This window comes from Microbacterium helvum, assembly GCF_014779795.1.
Lineage (GTDB): Bacteria > Actinomycetota > Actinomycetes > Actinomycetales > Microbacteriaceae > Microbacterium > Microbacterium helvum.
In genome coordinates this window covers 100,961-121,572 of sequence record NZ_JACXZS010000008.1, presented here as the reverse complement: position 1 = coordinate 121,572, position 20,612 = coordinate 100,961, and the positions used below count along the sequence as shown (strand labels likewise).

The following is a 20,612-nucleotide window of genomic DNA, read 5'->3' as shown; positions in this document are numbered from 1 at the left end:
GTTGAGGGTGGACGGCGACGGCCGGCGCGCTTGTGACGCTCCGTACTCGATTCTAAGCGCGCGGGAGGGCCGTTTTGTTCCCGCAGAAACGGCACGCGCGGGGGCGCGCGCGAGGGGGATCCGGGCCCGGTTTCGATCGGATCACGTATCCACAAGTGACCGTAGGCGAAACAGCGACGACACATTACAGTCGTACCGTCGCCATCACGGCCGATGCGACCCGAGCTTCGGTGTCCGCGTGGTGGCGAACTGGAGGTTCTGTGGGTCCCACGAATGCGTCCGCGACCAGAAGTCGCCCTTGGATCATCGTGCTCTTCGGACTGCTGCTGGCTGCCGGCATGGTGTTCCTCTCCGCTCCGGGCGGTGCCCTCGCCGCCGAAGCCCCCGACACCCCGGGGGGCGACCAGGAGAAGACCGACTTCTACTTCGGCGGCATCATCACCTACGACGACAAGCCCGTCGAAGGCGTCACCATGACCATCGAGGGCGGGGGGTTCAAGGCTGACACCGTCACCAACGTCGAGGGCAAGTGGCGCCTGTACGTCCCCGACAACGACGACTACGTGCTCACGGTCGACGAGGACACCCTGCCCGACGGCGTGATCGTCGACCCCGAGCAGCTGCCCGAGGGGATCACCCCGAAGCAGGGGACGACGGCATCCTTCGACGTCACCTTCGGTCTTACCGGCGCGAAGATCGTCAACCTGTTCCTCGGCGAAGGCGAACGGGTCACCACGTCGTTCGCCGACCAGTTGACCGAACGCCTCATGAACGGGCTCAACTTCGGTCTGCTGCTGGCCCTCGCGGCGGTCGGCGTCTCGCTCATCTTCGGCACCACCGGGCTCAGCAACTTCGCTCACGGCGAGATGCTCACGTTCGGCGCCGTGATGGCGCTGATCTTCGGGGTCTGGCTCAAGGTGCCGATGTGGCTCACGATCCCGATCGTCATCGTGCTCGGGGCGCTGCTCGGCTACCTGCTCGACACCGGACTGTGGCGCCCCCTGCGCCGCCGGGGGCTCGGGATCGTGCAGGTCATGATCGTCAGCATCGGCCTGTCGCTGGCCGGACGCTACGTGTTCCAGTACTTCATCGGCGGCGGTACCTATCAGCTGCCCGGTGCCGGTGCCCCGCGCGACATCACCTTCGGGCCTATCTCACTGTCGTGGATCGACATCGCCTCGATGGGCGTCAGCATCGTGCTGCTGATCGCCGTGGCCTTCTGGCTGCTGCGAACCAGGGTCGGCAAGGCGACGCGCGCCATCAGCGACAACCCCGGCCTCGCGGCGGCATCGGGCATCAACGTCGACCGCGTGATCCGCATCGTGTGGATCCTGGCCGCGGCCCTCGCCGCGATCGCCGGCGTGCTGTGGGCGTACTTCCGCCCCGGCGTCAAGTGGGACATGGGCGTGCAGGTGCTGCTGCTCATCTTCGCCGCGGTCACCCTCGGCGGTCTGGGCACCGCGTTCGGCGCCCTCATCGGCGCACTGATCGTCGGCATCCTGGTCGAGATCTCGACCCTGTGGATCCCGCCGGACATGAAGTACGTCGGCGCCCTGGCCGCGCTGATCGTGATCCTGCTCGTGAGACCCCAGGGCATCTTGGGCCGGAAGGAGAGGCTGGGCTAGTCATGGACTGGGGACAGATCTTCAACAACACCGCCTACTGGGTCTTCAGCCCGGAGACCATCGCCTACGCGCTCGCCGCGACCGGGCTCGCCGTGCAGTTCGGGTTCGGCGGCCTGCTGAACTTCGGCATGGCAGGCTTCATGGCCCTCGGCGCGTACGGCTACGCCATCTCGATCCTGACCTTCGGCTGGCCGTGGTGGGTGGGAATCATCGTCGGCTGCGCCGCCGCCGTCGTCTTCGCGCTGATCCTCGGCATCCCGACCCTGCGTCTGCGCGCGGACTACCTCGCCATCGTCACCATCGCAGCCGCCGAGATCGTGCGCCTGCTGCTGACGACCCAGCTCTTCGACGCGTTCACCAACTCGGCGGACGGACTCGGCGGGTACCACGCCGGCTTCCGCGGAGCCAACCCGTTCCCCAAGACGGGTGCCGACGGCGAGCCGATCATCTACGGCTTCGGCCCGTGGCAGTGGACCTCGGATCAGCTGTGGGTGCGCGTGTTCGGCATCATCCTGCTCGCGATCGCCGTCTACCTCGTGTGGGCGATCATGCGCAGCCCGTGGGGTCGCGTGCTCAAGGGCATCCGCGAGGATGAGGACGCGGTCCGCTCGCTCGGCAAGAACGTCTTCTCGTACAAGATGCAGGCGCTCATGATCGGTGGCGTGTTCGGCGCCCTCGGCGGCGTCGTGTTCGCGCTGCCCTCGGCGGTGGTTCCGGCGACCTACACGACGAGCCTCACGTTCTTCATCTGGACGATCCTTCTGCTCGGCGGCGCCGCCACGGTCTTCGGACCGGTCGTGGGGTCGGTGATCTTCTGGGTCATCATGGGCTTCCTCGACAACGTGCTGCCGGTGCTCGCGCAGGCCGACATCCTCCCGATGACGGGTCAGCAGGCCGCGACACTGCGGTTCATCCTCGTGGGCGTCGCGCTCATGCTGATCGTCATCTTCCGCCCGCAGGGCATCTTCGGAAACAAGAGGGAGCTGACCTTTGTCAAGTAACCCGCCCAGCACCCCGGCCGCCGACGAACCCGACGTTCCCGAGAGCGTCGCCGTGCCCGACGAGGCCGCGCCCGAGGAGACCCCCGTGCGCGAAGAGGCTGCCTCGGAGGAGGCCGCCCCCGAGAAGGTCGCTGCCGAAGAAGTCGCGCCTGAAGCCGTGACGCCCCCGGCCACGGGTGCCGTCACGACCGCGACCGGCAGCATCCGCCGACCGAAGACGCAGGGTCTCGCGAAGGGGGACGCCGTGCCCGGCGTCGCCAAGAACGACCCGGTGCTCGTCATCGACAACGTGACACGGCGCTTCGGCGGTCTCACCGCGGTGGACGTCGAGCACCTGGAGATCCCGAGACACGCGATCACCGCCCTCATCGGACCGAACGGCGCGGGCAAGACCACGCTGTTCAACCTGCTGTGCGGGTTCGACAAGCCCAACTCGGGCACGTGGAGCTTCGACGGGACGTCGCTGTCGGGCATCCCCTCGTTCAAGGTCGCCCGCATGGGTCAGGTGCGCACGTTCCAGCTCACCAAGGCGCTGTCGCTGCTGACGGTGCTCGAGAACATGAAGCTCGGCGCGACCGGGCAGAAGGGCGAGAGCCTCTGGGCGAGCATCATCCCGGCGATCTGGCGCAAGCAGGACGACGAGATCGAAGACAAGGCGATGGAATTGCTCGCCCGATTCAAGCTCGACGCCACGGCCGACGACTATGCCGCGTCGCTCTCGGGCGGCCAGCGCAAGCTGCTCGAGATGGCGCGCGCCCTCATGAGCGACCCGACCCTCGTGATGCTCGACGAGCCGATGGCCGGCGTGAATCCGGCGCTCACCGAGTCGCTGCTCGACCACATCCTCGACCTCAAGGACCTCGGCATGACGGTGCTCTTCGTCGAGCACGACATGCACATGGTGCGCCACATCGCGGACTGGGTCGTCGTCATGGCCGAGGGCAGGGTCGTCGCAGAGGGCCCGCCCGAGACCGTCATGCAGGACAAGGCCGTCATCGACGCCTATCTCGGCAGCCACCAGGACGTCGATCTCGGCGTCGTGACCGGCCGCATCGCCGGTGAGCTCGGCGAGTCCGGCGAAGAGCTGCTCGAAGAGATCAAAGAGGCCGAAGAGGCGTCGATCGCCGAGGCCGAGGAGGAGACCAAGTGACCCCTTCGACAAGCTCAGGGATCAGTGCGACAAGCTCAGAAGCCGACACCGACGTCGTCGTGGAGGTCAAGGACCTCACCGCCGGCTACCTGCCGGGCATCAACATCATCAACGGCGCCAACCTGATCGCACGCAAGGGCGAGCTGATCGGCATCATCGGCCCGAACGGCGCCGGCAAGTCCACGCTGCTGAAATCGATCTTCGGCATGGTCAAGGTGCGCGGCGGCGGCATCACCGTCGACGGAGAGAGCGTCGTCGGGCTGAAGTCCGACAAGCTCGTGCAGCGCGGCGTCGGCTTCGTGCCGCAGACGAACAACGTGTTCCCGTCGCTCACGATCGCCGAGAACCTGCAGATGGGCCTGTACCAGCGCCCCAAGGCCTACGCCGAACGGCTCGAGTTCGTGACCGGCATCTTCGCCGAACTCGGAAAGCGCCTCGGGCAGCGTGCCGGCTCACTGTCGGGCGGCGAGCGCCAGATGGTCGCGATGTCGCGCGCACTCATGATGGACCCCTCGGTCCTGCTGCTCGACGAGCCGTCCGCCGGCCTGTCGCCCGTCCGCCAGGATGACGCGTTCATCCGCGTCTCGGACATCAACAAGGCCGGCGTGACGACGATCATGGTGGAGCAGAACGCGCGCCGCTGCCTGCAGATCTGCGACCGCGGCTACGTCTTGGACCAGGGCCGCGACGCCTACGAGGGCACCGGCCGTCAGCTGCTGGAAGACCCGAAGGTCATCGGCCTGTACCTCGGAACGCTCGGCGCCGACGGGGTCTGACGCCCGCGACATGTACCTGAGGAGGGGGTGGATGCTGCAGCATCCACCCCCTCCTCATGTACAGCTCCTCCGCACGCGGGCCGTCCCGTGGATGCACGAAGGGCCCCGGATCGCTCCGGGGCCCTTCGCTGCTGCGTCCTGGATTACAGGTCGATGCGCGTGGTGAGGTTGTCGGCACCGTACTGGAAGACACCGATGGTGGCTTCGGTCGGGTCGCCGTGCTCGTCGAACGTGATCGGGCCGGAGTACCCGTCGTAGTTCGCCGTCTTGCCGTCGAGGATGAGGTCGGCGCAGTCGGCGAACGACGTGCACTTCTCGCCGTCGCCCGAGCCGCCCGAGACCTCCTGCAGCTTGCCGGCGATGTCGGCCGAGTCGGTCGAGTTGGCAGCCAGGGCGGCCAGCGCGATCAGCACGACGGCGTCGTACGACTCGTTCGAGTAGGTGTAGTCCTTCAGCTCAGCGTTGCCGTCGGCCACCCACCAGTCGTTGAGGCGCTTCTGGAAGTCCTCGTCAGGCTTGGGGCCCGCGGGCGAGGTGCCCTTGGCGCCTTCCATGCTGACGCCGGCCGGCCACTTCTCGTCCGAACCGAAGTTCTTCAGGTTGCCGTCGACCAGGTACAGGTCCTTGGCGGGGTAGCCCGCGGCGATCAGCGCCGGGCCGATCGTGTAGATCTCGTCGAACGTGATCAGCGCGATGGCGTCGGGGTTCGAAGCGAGGATCGCAGAGATCTGCGCGTCGAAGTTCGTGTCGCCGGTGTTGTAGGACTGCTCGGCGACGATCTTGCCGCCCGAGCCGGTGAAGGTGTCCTGGAACACCTTGTTGAGGCCCGTGCCGTACGAGTCGTTCTGGTACAGGACGGCGACGTTCTCGTGACCGTCCTCGGCGACGACGTTGCCCAGCACCTCGCCCTGGAGCGTGTCGGCCGGAGCCGTGCGCCAGTAGAGGTTGTTGTCGTCCCAGTTGGTGAAGTCGAGCGACGTGTTGGCGGGCGAGAAGGTGAGGATGCCTGCCGCGACCGCGTCGTCGAGGAAGAGCTTCGTCACGCCCGACGAGGCGGCGCCGATGGCGGCGTCGACCTTCTCGGAGATGAGCTTCTGGATGGTCGTCGCATACGCCTTGTTGTCGGTGTCGCCCGAGTCGCCCCAGACCACCGGTCCGACCTCGATGCCCTTGGCGGCCTCGTTGATGTCGTCGACCGCAAGGCCGACGCCGGCCTCTTCAGGCGGGCCGAGGAAGGCGAGCGTGCCGGTGTCGGGAAGGATCGTGCCGATCTTCAGGGTGAGGTCGCGCGCCTCGGGCGTCGATGTGTCGCCGCCGTCGTCGCCGCTGCCGCCGGAAGCACAACCGGCGAGGACGACGGCGCTGGCGCCGACGAGAGCGATCGCACCGAGGACGGTGGACCTGCGCGAGCGGGTGAAGACGCTCATGTTGCTCCTTGCTATGGGTGATGGGGGAACGACTCGGGCGCCGCCCCAATGCGACAAACCTAATCGCGACAAGCGTTCACGAATGTTGCCGTTCGTTAACGATGTGTAACGGGCGCGACCGGGGGATTTCGATCCGATATCGGCCTTCCGGCGCGATATACCCCCAAGGGGTATAGACTGAGTGCCAGGTACCCCTCAGGGGTATCCTGGAACTCCACGAGAAAGGCGGCGACATGGCCGGGGTCGAGAAGAGCACTGTCGAGTACAAGGTGACGGGGATGAGCTGCGGGCACTGCGAGGCGTCCGTGCGCGGCGAGGTGGCGAAGCTCGCCGGGGTCGAGGATGTTCAGGTGAGCGCCGCCGACGGCACCCTGCGGATCGTGTCGACCGCCGAACTCGCCGACGACGCTGTCATCGCGGCTGTCGACGAGGCCGGCTACAGCGCGGTCCGCGCCTGATGTCGTCCTCGGCCCCGACCGCCCGGATCGAGCTCGAGATCGGCGGGATGACGTGCGCGTCGTGCGCCGCGCGGATCGAGAAGCGCCTCAACCGGCTGGACGGGGTCGAGGCGTCCGTCAACTACGCGACCGAGAAGGCCGTCGTCAGCGCGCCGGCGGGCATCGACGCACAGGCGCTCATCGACGAGGTCGTCAAGACCGGGTACACGGCTGCACTGCCCGCTCCCCCGGCCTCCGACGCTGACTCTCCGGGGCCCGCGGATGGGCCGGCCGACCCCGAGCTGACGAGCCTTCGGCAGCGCCTGATCGGATCGGCCGTGCTGTCCACGCCCGTGATCCTGCTGGCGATGATCCCGGCGCTGCAGTTCACGTACTGGCAGTGGGCGTCGCTCGCCCTCGCGGCGCCCGTCGTCGTGTGGGGCGCCTGGCCGTTCCACCGCGCGGCCTGGATCAATCTGCGGCACGGCGCCGCGACGATGGACACGCTCATCTCGCTCGGCGTCTCGGCGGCATTCCTGTGGTCGCTGTACGCCCTGTTCTTCGGCCACGCCGGCATGCCGGGCATGACGCACGCCTTCGAGTGGTCGGTGACTCCGAGCGACGGCGCAGGCGACATCTACCTCGAGGTCGCCGCGGGCGTCACGACGTTCGTGCTGGCCGGCCGCTACTTCGAGCAGCGCTCAAAGCGCCGCGCCGGTGCCGCGCTGCGGGCGCTGCTCGAGATCGGGGCGAAGGATGTCGCCGTGCTGCGTGCGGCTCCCGACGGTGCGACCGCAGAGGTGCGCGTGCCGATCGCCGAGCTGCGGGTCGGCGAGGAGTTCGTCGTGCGCCCGGGCGAGAAGATCGCGACCGACGGCATCGTCGTCTCGGGCACCTCAGCCGTCGACGCATCGGTGGTGACCGGCGAGTCCGTGCCCGTGGAAGTGGCCCCCGGCGATCCCGTGGTGGGAGCGACCGTCAATGCCGGCGGCCGTCTCATCGTGCGCGCCACCCGCGTGGGCGACGACACCCAGCTGGCGCAGATGGCGCGCCTCGTCGAGGACGCCCAGTCCGGCAAGGCCAAGGTGCAGCGCCTGGCCGACCGCATCTCGGGCGTCTTCGTCCCGATCGTGCTGCTCATCGCACTCGGGACCCTCGCCGGATGGCTGCTCACCGGCGCATCCGCCTCGATGGCCTTCACCGCCGCTGTCGCCGTCCTCATCATCGCCTGCCCCTGCGCGCTTGGACTCGCCACGCCGACCGCCCTCCTCGTCGGGACCGGCCGCGGCGCACAGCTCGGCATCCTCATCAAGGGTCCCGAGGTCCTGGAGTCCACTCGCACCGTCGACACCGTCGTGCTCGACAAGACCGGCACCGTGACCAGCGGGCGCATGTCGCTCGTCGACGTGGTGCTGGCCGAGCCTGTCGAGGCCTCCATCCCCGATCCGAATATCGGAGACTCCACGCCTTTCCGGAGCGAGAGCGGCGACGGCTCCGAAAAGCGCGCGAATGTCCGGATTCCGGATGCCGCAGCCCACGCCCGCGCGGAGCTGCTGCGCTTCGCGGGTGCCCTGGAGCACGCGTCCGAGCACCCGATCGCGCAGGCCGTCGCCCATGCCGCGGCCGACGAGACCGGCCCGCTTCCCGAGGTGGAGGGATTCCAGAACATCCCCGGCAAGGGCGTGTCGGGCGTCGTCGACGGGCACGCGGTGCTCGTCGGGCGCGAGGCGCTGCTCACCGATTGGGCGCTCACCCCGGCCGCCGGCATCCGCACCGCCAAAGCGGAAGCCGAGGCGCTGGGCCGCACCGCCGTGCTCGTGGCGTGGGACGGCGAGGTGCGGGGGATGCTCGTCGTCGCCGACCAGGTCAAGCCGACGAGCGCCGAGGCGATCGCCCAGCTGCGGCCGCTCGGGCTCACCCCGATCCTGCTCACCGGAGACAACGCCGCTGCCGCCCGCGCGATCGCCGACGAGGTCGGGATCGAGCGCGTGATCGCCGAGGTGCTCCCCCACGACAAGGTCGCCGTCATCACGGGCCTGCAGGCCGAAGGTCGCGTCGTCGCGATGGTCGGCGACGGCGTGAACGACGCCGCCGCGCTCGCACAGGCCGACCTCGGGCTCGCCATGGGGACCGGGACGGATGCCGCCATCGAGGCATCCGACATCACGCTGGTGCGCGGCGACCTGCGCAGCGCAGCCGATGCCATCCGGCTGTCCCGCGCCACGCTCGGCACCATCCGCGTGAACCTGTTCTGGGCCTTCGCCTACAACGTGGCCGCCCTGCCGCTCGCGGCGCTGGGCCTGCTGAACCCTATGATCGCGGGAGCGGCCATGGCGTTCTCGAGCGTCTTCGTGGTCGGCAACAGCCTTCGCCTGCGGCGGTTCCGCAGCCTCTCGCACTCACGTCGTTGAAGGAGTCAGACATGACCGACACCGCACTGGATCAGGCTCCCCTGGACCACGAGCACGGCCACCACGGCTACATCACCGACAAGGACAAGTACCTCAACCGCCTCAAGCGCATCGAGGGGCAGGCCCGCGGCATCCACAAGATGGTCGAGGACGAGAAGTACTGCATCGACATCCTCACGCAGATCAGCGCCCTGACCTCCGCCCTCGAGGCCGTCGCCGTGGGCCTGCTCGACGACCACCTGCGCCACTGCGTGGTGGATGCCGCACGCCTGGGCGGCGCGGAGGCCGACGCCAAGATCACCGAGGCCACGCAGGCCATCGCACGCCTGGTGCGCTGAGCCTCGCGCCTCCTGCGGTCTCGTCGCTTGGGTGAGCGACCCCGCCGGATTCCTTCGCGCTGCCGGAATCGGCGTGCGCGCACGTTACTTTCTGGCGCGGATGCCGATTTCGACAGCGCGGGCGGAAGGGGCGTCGCCGATCGGGCAGCGGATGCCGGTTTCTGCAGCGCTAACCCTCGTGCGCGGGATCCGTCGGCGCCTGCTGAGGCGCCGCGAGCCCGCGCGGCTCACGTGTCAGCGAGCGGCGCGCACCCGACGTGCGTGCAGCACGGAATCGACAGTCAGCACGATCAGCGCAACCCACACGAGGCCGAAGCCGACCCAGCGCTCCAGCGGCATCGGCTCCCCGAGCACGAGCCAGCCGATGAGGAACTGCAGGATGGGCGCCGCGAACTGCAGCAGCCCGATCGTCGTGAGCGACACCCGCCGCGCGCCGGCGGCGAACAGCAGCAGCGGCACCGCCGTGATGACGCCCGTGAGGCTCAGCAGCACCGTGTGCTGCCAGCCGTAGGCGCCCATCGTGAGACCCTGCGTCGACGCCACGACCACGAGCACGATCGCGGCGATCGGGGTCAGCCACATCGTCTCCAGCGTGAGGCCGCTCACTGCGTCCACCGACGGCCCGACCTGCTTCTTCACCAGGCCGTAGAGCCCGAAGGATGCTGCCAGCGTGAGTGCGATCCACGGGAAGGCCCCGTAGCCCACGATGATGACGACCACCGCGGCCACCGCGATGCCGATCGCGACCCACTGCGTCGCGCGCAGGCGCTCGTGCAGCACGAGCACGCCGAGCATGACCGTCACGATCGGGTTGATGAAGTAGCCGAGGCTCGTCTCGATCACATGGCCGCTCAGCGCCCCGAGGATGAAGACCTGCCAGTTGACGTAGATCAGCACGCCGGCCAGGGCGGTCAGCCACAGCAGCCGTCGCTGACGCATGATCGCGGCCAAGCGGCCCCACGTGCGGGTCACCGTGAGCAGCAGGGCGCAGAACACCAGCGACAGCACGATGCGCCACGCCACCAGCTCGAACGGCCCGGTCGGCGCCAGCAGCAGGAAGTACAGCGGCAGGAAGCCCCACAGCAGGTACGCGGTGAGTCCGTAGATCGTGCCGAGCGTGCGCTCGCGGCCGGGCTCGACGACGGCCGTGGGCGGCAGCGCGATCCCGGCGGTCGAGGCGGCGGACTCTGCGAGATCCTCGACGCCGGCGTCGCTGGAACGGGACGACGGTTCGGGACTCACCGTTACAGCCTAAGACCCTGCCGACCGTGCCCTCCTCGCGCCGACCGTGCCCTCCTCGCGCCGACCGTGCCCTCCCCACGCCGACCGGGCCCTCCCCACGCCGACCGGGCCCTCCCCACGCCGACCGTGCCCTCCCCACGCCGACCGTGCCCTCCCCACGCCGACCGTGCCCTCCCCGTGCCGACCGGGCGTGATCGCGGACGATGGGGCATGGTCGCGGACGATGGGGCATGGTCGCGGGAGAGAGGGCAAGGTCGCGGGAGAGAGGGCATGGTCGCGGGAACGACGAGAGGGCCGGATGCCGAAGCATCCGACCCTCTCGGTACGCGTTGTGCGCTGGACTCAGCGGACGACGACCGCGAGCACGTCGCGAGCCGACAGGACGAGGAACTCGTCGCCGCCGAACTTGACCTCGGTGCCGCCGTACTTGCTGTAGATCACGCGGTCGCCGACGGCGACGTCGAGCGGGATGCGGTTGCCGTTGTCGTCGATGCGGCCGGGGCCCACCGCCACGACCTCGCCCTCCTGGGGCTTCTCCTTGGCGGTGTCGGGGATGACCAGACCGCTGGACGTGGTCTGCTCGGCCTCGACCTGCTTGATGACGATGCGGTCCTCGAGCGGCTTGATGGAAACCGACACGGTCTACCTCTTCTTTCTTGAGACTGAAGACTCGTTAGCACTCTGACGTTGAGAGTGCTGACGCCAGTCTAGGCAACGCATTGGCACTCACGCAACGTGAGTGCCAATGCCGCGACCCAGTCCGACACACGCGCCGCCCGCGGGCCGGCGTCATAGGCTTGGCCGGTGGAGAGAGCCGAGCTGACAGCCCTTCTGACGCCCGAGGGGCTGCGCCTGCTCGACGCCATGCCGGCGATCGAGTCGTCCGACGACGTCGCCCGCGCGGTCACGCGGCTGCGACGCGACGGACACTCCCCCGATCTCGTGTCGGCGGTCGTCGGACAGGCCAGGCTGCGCACCCGCGCACGCGCCAAGTTCGGCGACCTCTCCGAGCGCATGCTGTTCACCCGCGCCGGCCTGGAACAGGCGACGCGGCTGCCGATCGCGGCCCGTCACGCCGCACGCTTCCGCGACGCCGGACTCGCGCGCGTCGCCGATCTGGGCTGCGGCATCGGAGGTGACGCACTGGGGCTCGCAGCCCTCGGGCTGCGCGTCACGGCTGTCGACGCCGACGAGGTGACGGCAGGCATCGCCGCGTACAACCTCGCGCCGTTCGGCGACGACGTCGACGTGCGCCACGGCACCGCCGAGACGACAGAGCTGGACGGCGTCGACGCAGTGTGGCTCGACCCCGCGCGCCGCACCGCCGGGCACTCCGAGACCAGCCGCACGCGACCCGAGGACTGGTCGCCCTCGCTGGAGTGGGTGTTCGGCCTCGCTCACCGCCTGCCGGTGGGCGTCAAGCTCGGGCCCGGCCTGGACCGTGACCTCATCCCCGACGACGTCGAGGCGCAGTGGGTGAGCGCCGACGGGTCGACCGTCGAGCTCGTGCTGTGGTCGGGCGTGCTCGCGCGCCCGGAAGTGCGTCGGGCGGCGCTCGTGATCCGCGGGGACGCCGCGCATGAGCTGACCGCGGAAGAGGATGCCGCCGACGAGCCGGTGCGCGAGCTCGGCGCCTATCTGCACGAGCCCGACGGGGCGGTCATCCGCGCGCGTCTCATCGGCGAGGTCGCGCGGTCGCTGCAGGCCGGCATGCTCGACGAGCACATCGCCTACCTGACGTCGGACGCCGCGCTCACCTCGCCGTACGTGTCGACGTTCCGTGTGCGCGAGGTGCTGCCCGCCGACCCCAAGGCGCTGGCGAAGGCCCTGCGCGAGCGCGAGATCGGACGCCTGGAGATCAAGAAGCGCGGCGTCGACATCGATCCTGCGGCGCTGCGCACCAAGCTCAAGCTGCGCGGCGCGGGCTCGGCGACGCTGTTCGTCACCCGCATCGGCACGCGTCGCACCGCGATCCTCGCCGACCGGGTCTGACCCGCGGGTCAGGCTCCGACCGGATCGGGCTTCGACAGGCTCAGCCGAACAGATTGGCGCGCAGCGCGGCGTACAGCAGCCACCCTGCGCTGTACAGGATCGACACCGCGCCGATCACGATCGCCCACACCGCGACGGCGCGGCTCTCCAGAGGGCGGCGCAACGCGAAGATCGCCGACACGACGGCGACGAGCCCGATCGGGAACCCCCACCCGACGAACAGCGACACGACGAGGCCGATGATGGCGAACGCCAGCGCCCAGCCCGCGAGGCCGCGGTGGATCCCCGGTTCGTCCGACGCGAGCCACTGCGCGGACGCCGCAGTCAGGTCGTTCGCCGGCTCTGCCGGCGCTGACTGCGTCGTCACGGCGACGGGGGCCGTCGGCAGCCGGAAGAACCCTCCCCGATGCTCGCCCGGCAGCATCGATGAGGCCGGGACGATGTCGATGTCGGGTGACGGCGGCTCGACCTGCGGTGCGACGGGTTTCGGAGATGAGGATGCCGCGGCCGCCGGCATCCCGTCGTCCTCCGGCTGCTCGCTCGACGAGGCGGGGGCGGGCGCGACCTCGGGTGTCGTCGGCGCGGGCGCGTCGGCGTCGTCGGGGTGCGGCATCCGCTCGTCGGTCATGACGACTCCGCGACCTGGATCTCGGTGACGGGGAGCGTCGAATCGGCGCCGAAGGCGAGCGTCGAGGGCTCACGGCCCGACATGATGAGCTCGGATGCGAGCGCGGCGATCATGGCGCCGTTGTCGGTGCACAGCGACAGGGGTGGGATCCGCACCGTCACCCCGGCCGCGGCGCCGCGCTCGAGCGCCGTGTCGCGCAGCCGCCGGTTCGCGATGACGCCGCCGCCGAGCAGCAGGCGCGGCACGTCGTAGTCGCGGCAGGCGGCGAGCGCCTTCGTGACGAGCACGTCGACGACCGCCTCGCGGAAGCTCGCCGCGACGTCGGCGACCGGAACCGGCTCTCCCGCCGCCTGGCGCTGCTCGACCCAGCGGGCGACCGCGGTCTTGAGTCCCGAGAACGAGAAGTCGTAGCGGTGCTCGGCCATGTCGCTCGCGCGCGAGAGTCCGCGTGGGAACGCGATCGCCTTCGGATCTCCGTCGACTGCTGCCCTGTCGATCTCGGGCCCGCCGGGATACGGCAGCCCGAGCAGACGGGCGACCTTGTCGAAGGCCTCGCCGGCCGCGTCGTCCATGGTCTCGCCCAGCAGCTCGACGTCGGTCGTGAGGTCGCGCACGAGCAGCAGCGAGGTGTGCCCGCCGCTCACGAGAAGCGCCACGGTAGGGTATTCGAGCGCCCCGTCGTCATCCGCGGTGCTTGTGGCTGCGCCGGCCTGCAAGATGTCGGCGGCGATGTGGCCCACGAGGTGGTTGACGGCGTACAGCGGCTTCTCGAGCGAGACAGCGAGCGCCTTCGCCGCGCCGACGCCGACCATGAGCGCCCCTGCGAGCCCCGGCCCCGAGGTGACGGCCACCGCGTCGACATCGGCCAGCGCCACCCCCGACTCTGCCAGCGCGGCTTCGATCGACGGCTGCAGCGCCTCCAGATGGGCGCGCGCGGCGACCTCGGGCACGACGCCGCCGTAGCGGGCGTGCTCGTCCATCGAGCTCGCGATCGTGTTCGACAGCAGGGTGCGGCCGCGCACGATCCCGATCCCGGTCTCGTCGCAGCTCGTCTCGATGCCGAGCACCAGCGGTTCGGCGCGGTTCATGTACAGACCCCTCCATCCCAGCGGGGCTCAGGTCCATCCGCGTCGCGGGCCGCCCAGCCGCGCAGGTCGAGCTTCATCACCACGGCATCCACATCGTCGGGCTGGTAGTACCGCGGCTTGCGGCCGATCTCGAGGAACCCCTCCGACACATACAGCGCCTGCGCGACCGGGTTGTCGGCGCGCACCTCGAGGAACACATCCGAGACCTCCCGTCGCGATGCTTCGTCCAGCAGCGCCCGCAGCATCGCACGACCCCGGCCCCGACCGCGCGCGGCCTCGGCGATCGTGATCGTCTGGACGTCGGCATCCTTCGCGTTCTTCACCGTCCGCAGCCCGGCATAGCCGACGAGGCGACCGGCCTCGTCGTCGACCACGTACCAGCCGTGCGGCGACGCCAGCTCTTCGCGCATCATCGCCTCGGACCATGCGTCCGTCGGGAACGACGCCCGCTCGAGCGCCATGATCGCGGCGAGGTCGTCGGCGGTCGCGGCGCGCAGCGTCACAGGAACACCCGCTTCGGCGCGTGCGGCAGGGTCACATCGGGCGAGCGCAGGTAGAGCGCGTCGGCCGGTCCGATCGTGCGGCCCGCGGCGAGCGCTCGGGATGCCGCCAGCGCGAGCATCGCGGCCGGCACCCGGTCGGAGTCCCGACGTACGGCTCCGGCGTCGGCCAGCACGGCGTCGAGATCGTCGCGCGGCGCCAGGGCGGGCTCGGCGACCCGCACCGGCAGGCCGTCGGCGTCGAGCCCGCGGTACAGCGTGTACGCGAACTCGCGGCGCCGCGCGTCGGTCACGACGGCGAAGGTCTCGTCGGCGGCATCCTCATATCCGCCCGTGAGCGCGTCGTGGATCAGCAGCTCCAGGGCGACCGCGTCGTGGCTGGGCACCGGCACCACCGGCACTCCGCGCCCCAGCGCGAATGCGCGCGCGGCGGCGATCCCGACGCGCAGTCCGGTGAAGGGGCCGGGGCCCATCCCGGCGGCGACGTGCGTCACGTCCGAGGGGCGGATGGATGCCTCACCCAGCGCCCGCTCGATCAGAGTGCCGATCACCTCGGCGTGGCCACGAGGGTCGGCGCTGACCGTCTGCGAGCGGATGACGCCGTCGGGCTCGACGACCGCCACCGCGGAGCCGAGCGAGGTGTCGATGCCGAGGATCACCCTTCCAGGGTAGTCGGCGTGCCGTGCCGGGTGACCTTCACCCGACGGGGGGCGTCGGCATCGAGCTCGGCCTCGTGCTGCACGCCGTAGCAGGCGTCGTCCTGGCCGTGGCCGTGCCACTCGCGCTCGATCTCGAGCTCCCACCACACGTCGCGGATGCCGTCGACCATGCCACGACCCCATTCGACGACGACGACAGAGCCGTCGAAGTCGATGTCGAGGTCGTCGAGCTCTGCGGCGGATCCGAGCCGGTACGCGTCGACATGGACCAGCGGCGCACCCCCGTCGAGCGAGGGATGCGTGCGAGCGAGCACGAACGTCGGGCTCTGGATCGGCCCGCGCACGTTCAGCCCCGCGCCGATGCCGCGGGTCAGCGTCGTCTTGCCTGCGCCGAGCGGCCCGGTCAGGACGACGAGGTCACCGGGTCGCAGCATCCCGCCGATCCGCCGTCCCAGCTCTTCCATATCGCTCGGCGTGACGATCTCGTGTGTCCCGAGGATCGGGTCCAGGCCGCTCATTCGGCCACCTGCCGGCGGGGTACGCGAGGACCGATCCGGGTCACGATCTCGTAGTTGATGGTGCCTGCGGCATCCGCCCACTCCGTCGCCGAGGGAGCCCCGAGCGTCGGGTCGCCGAAGAGCACGGCCTCGTCGCCGACCGACACGGCTTCGTCTCCGACGTCGACCACGAGCTGGTCCATCGCGATGCGGCCGGCCACCGTGAAGCGGCGCCCGCCGATCAGGACCGGACCGGTGCCCGACGCCTGCCGCGGCACGCCGTCGGCATAGCCGAGGGGAACGAGCGCGAGCGTCGTATCGCGGTCCGTGCGGTAGTCGTAGCCGTACGACACGCCCTTGCCCGCGGGTACGCGGCGCACTGCGGCGACCGAGCCGCGCAGCGTCATCGCGGGTCGCAGCCCCAGGTCGGCCGACGAACGGTCGGCGAACGGCGAGAGTCCGTACAGGCCGATGCCGATGCGCACGCAGCCCAGCCGCGACTCGGGCAGATCGATCGCGGCGTGGGTGGCCGCGATGTGCCGCAGCGGGGGCGCGAGGCCGAGCGAGGCGGCGACCGCGACGCCCTCTTCGAACGCACGGAGCGCAGCCCTGTCGTCGTCGTCCGAGGCGTTCGACAGGTGGCTGAACAGCGCGACCACGCGCACGCGCCCGATGCGCTCGAGCCGCGCGGCCTCGGCGAACACGACGCGGTAGTCCTGCGGCGCGATGCCGTTGCGCGACAGCCCCGTCTCGAGCTTGAGGTGCAGCGCCACGGGACGATCCGCGGATGCCGCAGCGGCCGCCTTCTGCAGCTGGTCGAGGTTCGAGATCCCGAGCTCGATGCCGTGCGCGGCGGCCTCCGAGAAGTCGGCGCCGGGGGCATGCAGCCACGCCACGATCGGCGCGTCGATGCCGGCGCGACGCAGCGACAGCGCCTCGCGGATGTCGGAGACGCCGAGACGGTTCGCGCCGCCGGCGAGTGCCGCGAGCGCCGAGCGGACCGCGCCGTGGCCGTAGCCGTCAGCCTTCACGACCGCGATGATCTCGGCCCCGGTCAGCCGACGCAGGTGGCGCACGTTGTCTTCGATCGCCCCGACGTCGACCGTCGCCTCGCGCAGCAGTCCGGTGGGCAGGCGGCTCATGCGGTGTCCTTCTGGGTGGGGGTGGCAGTCGGCGGGCGTCGAGACAGGGGATCCTCGTCCAAACCGGGGGCGGTGGCCCCGGTCTCGGCACGAATCCCCTGGTTCGCCGAAACCGGGGATTCCTGCGCCGAAACAGGGGGCGCGGGCGCGGCCTCGGCGACGACATACGCCGTCGCCAGTCCCGCATCGTGCGACATCGACAGGTGCACGGCGGTGATGCCGCGATCGGCCACGACGGCGGCGGTCGACCCGGTCAGCGAGAAGAGCGGGCGACCGGAGGGCTCCGAGGTGATCTCGATCTCGGTCCAGTGGACCCCGTCGGACCCGCCGAGCGCCTTGATCAGCGCCTCTTTGGCCGCATACCGGGCGGCCAGCGAGTGGGGTTTCAGCAGCCGCTCGCTCGGCGAGAACAGCCGCTCCAACAGGCGCGGGGTGCGCGAGATCGTGCGCTCGAACCGCGGGATGTCGACGAGGTCGACGCCGATTCCGACGATCACGTGCACCTCCTGCCGCGCCGGTACGCGGCATCCGCCACCCTATCGCGGCCCCGCACCCGCTCTCTTCTCGCCGCCCAGGAGCCGCCCCCTCCTGGGTTCACTTGCGCTGTTCGTACGGCCGAACGGCCATTCTGCGTACATTCAGCGCAAGTGAACACGTTCAGCGCGGCTCTCGGGCGCGCGAGAAGGGAGTGGATGCCGGCGGCCGGGGCCGCCGGCATCCACCTCACTCCACCGTGACGGACTTCGCGAGGTTGCGGGGCTGGTCGACGTCGAGGCCCTTGGCGGTGGCGAGGCCCATCGCGAAGATGTGCAGCGGCACCACAGCCAGCAGCGGCTCGAAGAACGGGCCCGCGAGCGGGATGCGCAGCACCTCGTCAGCCTTGGGCAGCACGGCGGCGTCGCCCTCTTCGGCGATCGCGATGACGCGGGCGCCGCGGGCGCGGATCTCTTCGATCGACGAGACGACCTTCTTGTGCATCTCGGCCGACTTGCGCGGCGACGGCACGACGACGAACACCGGCTGACCGGGCTCGATGAGCGCGATCGGGCCGTGCTTGAGCTCGCCGGCGGCGAAGCCCTCGGCGTGGATGTAGGCGAGCTCCTTGAGCTTGAGCGCGCCCTCCAGCGCGATCGGGTAGCCGACGTGGCGGCCGAGGAACAGCACCGAGCGGGTGTCGGCCATCCAGTGCGCGAACTGCTCGATGTGCGCCTGCTCGTTGTCGAGGATGCGCTGGATCTTGGCGGGCACCGCCTCCAGCTCGCGCACGTGCGCGGCGGCGTCGGCCGCGGACACCGCACCGCGGACGCGTCCGATGTGCAGACCCATCAGGTACAGCGCCGTGATCTGCGCCACGAACGCCTTGGTCGAGGCGACCGCGACCTCGGGGCCGGCGTGCGTGTAGACGATCGCGTCGGACTCGCGCGGGATGGTCGCGCCCTGCGTGTTGCACACCGACAGCGTCCTCGCGCCGCGCTCACGGGCGTACTTGACCGCCATGAGCGTGTCCATGGTCTCGCCCGACTGGCTGATCGAGACGACGAGGGTGTCGGGGCCGATGACCGGATCGCGGTAGCGGAACTCGTGCGCGAGCTCGACATCGACCGGGATGCGGGTCCACTGCTCGATCGCGTACTTGCCGACCTGGCCGGCATAGGCCGCCGTGCCGCACGCGATGATGATGATGCGCGAGATGCCGGTGAACAGCTCGTCGAGCCCGTCGAGCTCGGGGATCACGACCTCGCCGTCGTGGATGCGGCCGCGGAGCGTGTTCGCGACGGCCTCGGGCTCTTCCGACACCTCTTTGGCCATGAACGACGACCAGCCGCCCTTCTCGGCGGCGGCGGCATCCCACGTCACCTCGAAGGGCTCGACCTCGACCGCGCCGCCCGCGAAGTCGGTGACCTCGACGCCCTCGGGCGTGATGGCGACGATCTGGTCCTGGCCGATAGCCAGGGCGTTGCGGGTGTGCTCGACGAACGCGGCGACGTCGGAGCCCAGGAAGTTCTCGCCCTCGCCGAGGCCGATCACGAGCGGCGAGTTGCGGCGGGCGCCGACGACGAGGCCGGGCTGCTCCTGGTGCAGCGCCAGGAGCGTGAAGGCGCCCTCGAGCCGCGGTGCGATCGCCCGGAACGCGGCGACCAGGTCGCCGGTGCGGCGGTACTCGCGGCCCAGCAGCACCGCAGCGACCTCGGTGTCGGTCTCGCTGCGGAAGGTGAAGCCCTCGGACAGCAGCTCGGCCTTCAGCTCGGCGAAGTTCTCGATGATGCCGTTGTGGATGACCGCCAGGCGGTCGTCGTCGGCGAGGTGCGGGTGCGCGTTGCCGTCCGTGGGACCGCCGTGCGTCGCCCAGCGGGTGTGCCCGATGCCGGTCGTGCCGTCGGGCATCGGCCGCGCTGCCAGGTCGTCGCGCAGCACCTGCAGTTTGCCCGCGCGCTTGCGCATGTCGAGTGTACCGTCGCCGTCGATGACGGCGATCCCCGCCGAGTCGTAGCCGCGGTACTCCAGGCGTCCGAGTCCCGAGATCAGCACGTCCTGGCTCTGGCGAGGGCCCACATATCCGACGATTCCGCACATGCGCTCCATGGTAGGCGGGCGGTTTTGCGCGGCTCCCTTACGAAAACAGGATGCCATCGCGCGTCAGAGCTTGCGGAGCAGGACCGTCTCGACCTTGTGGTCGGCGGCCTTCTGCAGCACGAGGTTCGCGCGGTGCCGCGTCGGCAGCACATTCTCTTCGAGGTTCGGAAGGTTGATGGTGTTCCAGAAGCCGAGCGCCCGCTCGACGGCCTCGTCGTCCGACAGCTGCGCGAACACGTTGAAGAACGAGCTCGGGTTGCTGAAGGCCGCACGCCGCAGGGCGAGGAACCGGTCGACGTACCACTGGGCGATGTGCCCGGCATCCGCGTCCACATAGATCGAGAAGTCGAACAGATCGCTCACCGCGACATCGTTGGGCGTGGGCGGCGGCTGCAGCACGTTCAGCCCCTCGACGATGACGATGTCGGGGCGACGCACGGTGACGACGGCGTCGGGCACGATGTCGTACCGCATGTGCGAGTAGAACGGGGCGCGCACCTCGGCGGCGCCGCTCTTCACCTCGGTGAGGAACGACACCAGGGCGCGGCGGTCGTACGACTCGGGGAACCCCTTGCGCTCCATGAGACCGCGGCGCTCGAGCTCCGCGTTCGGGTAGAGGAAGCCATCCGTCGTGATGAGCTCGACGCGCGGTGTGCCGGGCCAGCGCGAGGTCAGTTCGCGCAGCAGGCGCGCGATCGTGGACTTGCCGACGGCGACGGAGCCGGCGACGCCGACGATGAACGGCGTCGTCGAGTCGTTCTCGCCGAGGAAAGCCGACTCCTCGGCGCCCAGGCGCTTCGTCGACTCCGCGTAGAGCGACAGCAGCCGCGACAGCGGAACGTAGACCTGCGCGACCTCGTCCATGTCGAGCCGGTCGCCGAGGCCGCGGATCTGCACGATCTCGGTCTCGGTCAGCGGCTGTGCGATGCCCGACGCCAATCGCGCCCAGTCCGCGCGCTCGATCTCGCGGTACAGCGACAGGGCGGGGGCGGCGGTCGGCTCAGTGTGGGGTGAGCTGAGGGAGACTGCGGCTTCGTCGGCGGACATCGCGCCCCATCGTATCCCGTCCCCTCCCCCGTTCGTTCGGACCGGATGCCGCGGCCGCCGGCATCCACTCCCCTATGC

The 20,612-nt window shown here is 70.1% G+C and carries 19 protein-coding genes and 1 pseudogene; 8 read left to right on the top strand and 12 right to left on the bottom strand.

The window, feature by feature from the left end; translation table 11 throughout:
- Positions 1–308 precede the first annotated feature (308 nt).
- The 4 genes from IF188_RS13100 (at position 309) to IF188_RS13085 (ending at position 4,552) form a co-directional block, all read left to right on the top strand.
- Positions 309–1,625, top strand: coding sequence for a branched-chain amino acid ABC transporter permease (locus IF188_RS13100; protein WP_191172241.1), 1,317 nt, complete (start codon positions 309–311; stop codon positions 1,623–1,625).
- 2 nt (positions 1,626–1,627) lie between these two features.
- Positions 1,628–2,626, top strand: a complete 999-nt coding sequence (locus tag IF188_RS13095; RefSeq protein ID WP_191172240.1) for a branched-chain amino acid ABC transporter permease — start codon at positions 1,628–1,630, stop codon at positions 2,624–2,626.
- A 202-nt stretch (positions 2,627–2,828) separates the two neighbouring features.
- Entirely contained in the window at positions 2,829–3,776 is a 948-nt protein-coding gene (locus IF188_RS13090; protein ID WP_191172331.1) for an ABC transporter ATP-binding protein, read from the top strand.
- Positions 3,773–4,552: an ABC transporter ATP-binding protein gene (locus IF188_RS13085; RefSeq protein ID WP_396652784.1), complete on the top strand. Its 780-nt coding sequence runs from the start codon at positions 3,773–3,775 to the stop codon at positions 4,550–4,552. Before IF188_RS13090 ends, IF188_RS13085 begins: the two co-directional genes overlap by 4 nt.
- A 143-nt stretch (positions 4,553–4,695) precedes the next feature.
- Here the strand turns inward: IF188_RS13085 and IF188_RS13080 are convergent, their stop codons facing one another.
- Entirely contained in the window at positions 4,696–5,979 is a 1,284-nt protein-coding gene (locus IF188_RS13080) for an ABC transporter substrate-binding protein (protein WP_191172239.1), read from the bottom strand.
- A gap of 233 nt (positions 5,980–6,212) precedes the next feature.
- On the opposite strand from IF188_RS13080, the gene IF188_RS13075 reads away from it, so the two are divergent.
- Genes IF188_RS13075 through IF188_RS13065 form a run of 3 tightly spaced genes read left to right on the top strand, consistent with a single transcriptional unit; the run spans position 6,213 to position 9,165 of the window.
- Positions 6,213–6,437, top strand: coding sequence for a heavy-metal-associated domain-containing protein (locus IF188_RS13075; protein WP_191172238.1), 225 nt, complete (start codon positions 6,213–6,215; stop codon positions 6,435–6,437).
- Positions 6,437–8,827 carry a heavy metal translocating P-type ATPase gene (locus tag IF188_RS13070; protein WP_191172237.1) on the top strand — a complete coding sequence of 797 codons (2,391 nt, stop codon included), beginning with the start codon at positions 6,437–6,439 and terminating at the stop codon, positions 8,825–8,827. The genes IF188_RS13075 and IF188_RS13070 overlap by 1 nt, the downstream gene beginning before the upstream one ends.
- 11 nt (positions 8,828–8,838) lie before the next feature.
- Positions 8,839–9,165, top strand: coding sequence for a metal-sensitive transcriptional regulator (locus IF188_RS13065; RefSeq protein WP_191172236.1), 327 nt, complete (start codon positions 8,839–8,841; stop codon positions 9,163–9,165).
- 234 nt (positions 9,166–9,399) lie between these two features.
- Here IF188_RS13065 and rarD read toward each other — a convergent pair whose 3' ends face one another.
- Positions 9,400–10,323 carry an EamA family transporter RarD gene (rarD, locus tag IF188_RS13060; RefSeq protein ID WP_224751861.1) on the bottom strand — a complete coding sequence of 308 codons (924 nt, stop codon included), beginning with the start codon at positions 10,321–10,323 and terminating at the stop codon, positions 9,400–9,402.
- 426 nt (positions 10,324–10,749) lie between these two features.
- Positions 10,750–11,046: a co-chaperone GroES gene (gene groES / locus IF188_RS13055; RefSeq protein WP_045275440.1), complete on the bottom strand. Its 297-nt coding sequence runs from the start codon at positions 11,044–11,046 to the stop codon at positions 10,750–10,752.
- A 165-nt stretch (positions 11,047–11,211) separates the two neighbouring features.
- Here groES and IF188_RS13050 point away from each other — a divergent pair, with 165 nt between their 5' ends.
- The gene (locus tag IF188_RS13050; protein WP_191172235.1) at positions 11,212–12,399 is read left to right on the top strand and encodes a THUMP-like domain-containing protein; all 1,188 of its coding nucleotides are present in this window, start codon (positions 11,212–11,214) and stop codon (positions 12,397–12,399) included.
- Between the two features lie 40 nt (positions 12,400–12,439).
- Here the strand turns inward: IF188_RS13050 and IF188_RS13045 are convergent, their stop codons facing one another.
- The 9 genes and pseudogenes from IF188_RS13045 to coaA all read right to left on the bottom strand — a co-directional run bounded on the left by IF188_RS13045 (position 12,440) and on the right by coaA (position 20,534).
- Entirely contained in the window at positions 12,440–13,027 is a 588-nt protein-coding gene (locus tag IF188_RS13045) for a hypothetical protein (RefSeq protein ID WP_191172234.1), read from the bottom strand.
- The gene (tsaD, locus tag IF188_RS13040) at positions 13,024–14,115 is read right to left on the bottom strand and encodes a tRNA (adenosine(37)-N6)-threonylcarbamoyltransferase complex transferase subunit TsaD (RefSeq protein WP_191172233.1); all 1,092 of its coding nucleotides are present in this window, start codon (positions 14,113–14,115) and stop codon (positions 13,024–13,026) included. The genes IF188_RS13045 and tsaD overlap by 4 nt, the downstream gene beginning before the upstream one ends.
- The gene (gene rimI / locus IF188_RS13035; RefSeq protein ID WP_191172232.1) at positions 14,112–14,618 is read right to left on the bottom strand and encodes a ribosomal protein S18-alanine N-acetyltransferase; all 507 of its coding nucleotides are present in this window, start codon (positions 14,616–14,618) and stop codon (positions 14,112–14,114) included. The genes tsaD and rimI overlap by 4 nt, the downstream gene beginning before the upstream one ends.
- Complete coding sequence (gene tsaB, locus IF188_RS13030) at positions 14,615–15,274, bottom strand: tRNA (adenosine(37)-N6)-threonylcarbamoyltransferase complex dimerization subunit type 1 TsaB (RefSeq protein WP_191172231.1); 660 nt, start codon at positions 15,272–15,274, stop codon at positions 14,615–14,617. The genes rimI and tsaB overlap by 4 nt, the downstream gene beginning before the upstream one ends.
- Complete coding sequence (tsaE, locus tag IF188_RS13025; protein ID WP_191172230.1) at positions 15,271–15,792, bottom strand: tRNA (adenosine(37)-N6)-threonylcarbamoyltransferase complex ATPase subunit type 1 TsaE; 522 nt, start codon at positions 15,790–15,792, stop codon at positions 15,271–15,273. The genes tsaB and tsaE overlap by 4 nt, the downstream gene beginning before the upstream one ends.
- Positions 15,789–16,913 carry an alanine racemase gene (gene alr, locus IF188_RS13020; protein WP_191172229.1) on the bottom strand — a complete coding sequence of 375 codons (1,125 nt, stop codon included), beginning with the start codon at positions 16,911–16,913 and terminating at the stop codon, positions 15,789–15,791. Before alr ends, tsaE begins: the two co-directional genes overlap by 4 nt.
- Positions 16,914–17,056: 143 nt before the next feature.
- Positions 17,057–17,410: pseudogene (locus tag IF188_RS13015) on the bottom strand (holo-ACP synthase); the annotation flags it as partial.
- Between the two features lie 226 nt (positions 17,411–17,636).
- Positions 17,637–19,487 carry a glutamine--fructose-6-phosphate transaminase (isomerizing) gene (gene glmS / locus IF188_RS13010; protein WP_191172228.1) on the bottom strand — a complete coding sequence of 617 codons (1,851 nt, stop codon included), beginning with the start codon at positions 19,485–19,487 and terminating at the stop codon, positions 17,637–17,639.
- A gap of 63 nt (positions 19,488–19,550) precedes the next feature.
- Entirely contained in the window at positions 19,551–20,534 is a 984-nt protein-coding gene (gene coaA, locus IF188_RS13005; protein ID WP_191172227.1) for a type I pantothenate kinase, read from the bottom strand.
- Positions 20,535–20,612: the final 78 nt, after the last annotated feature.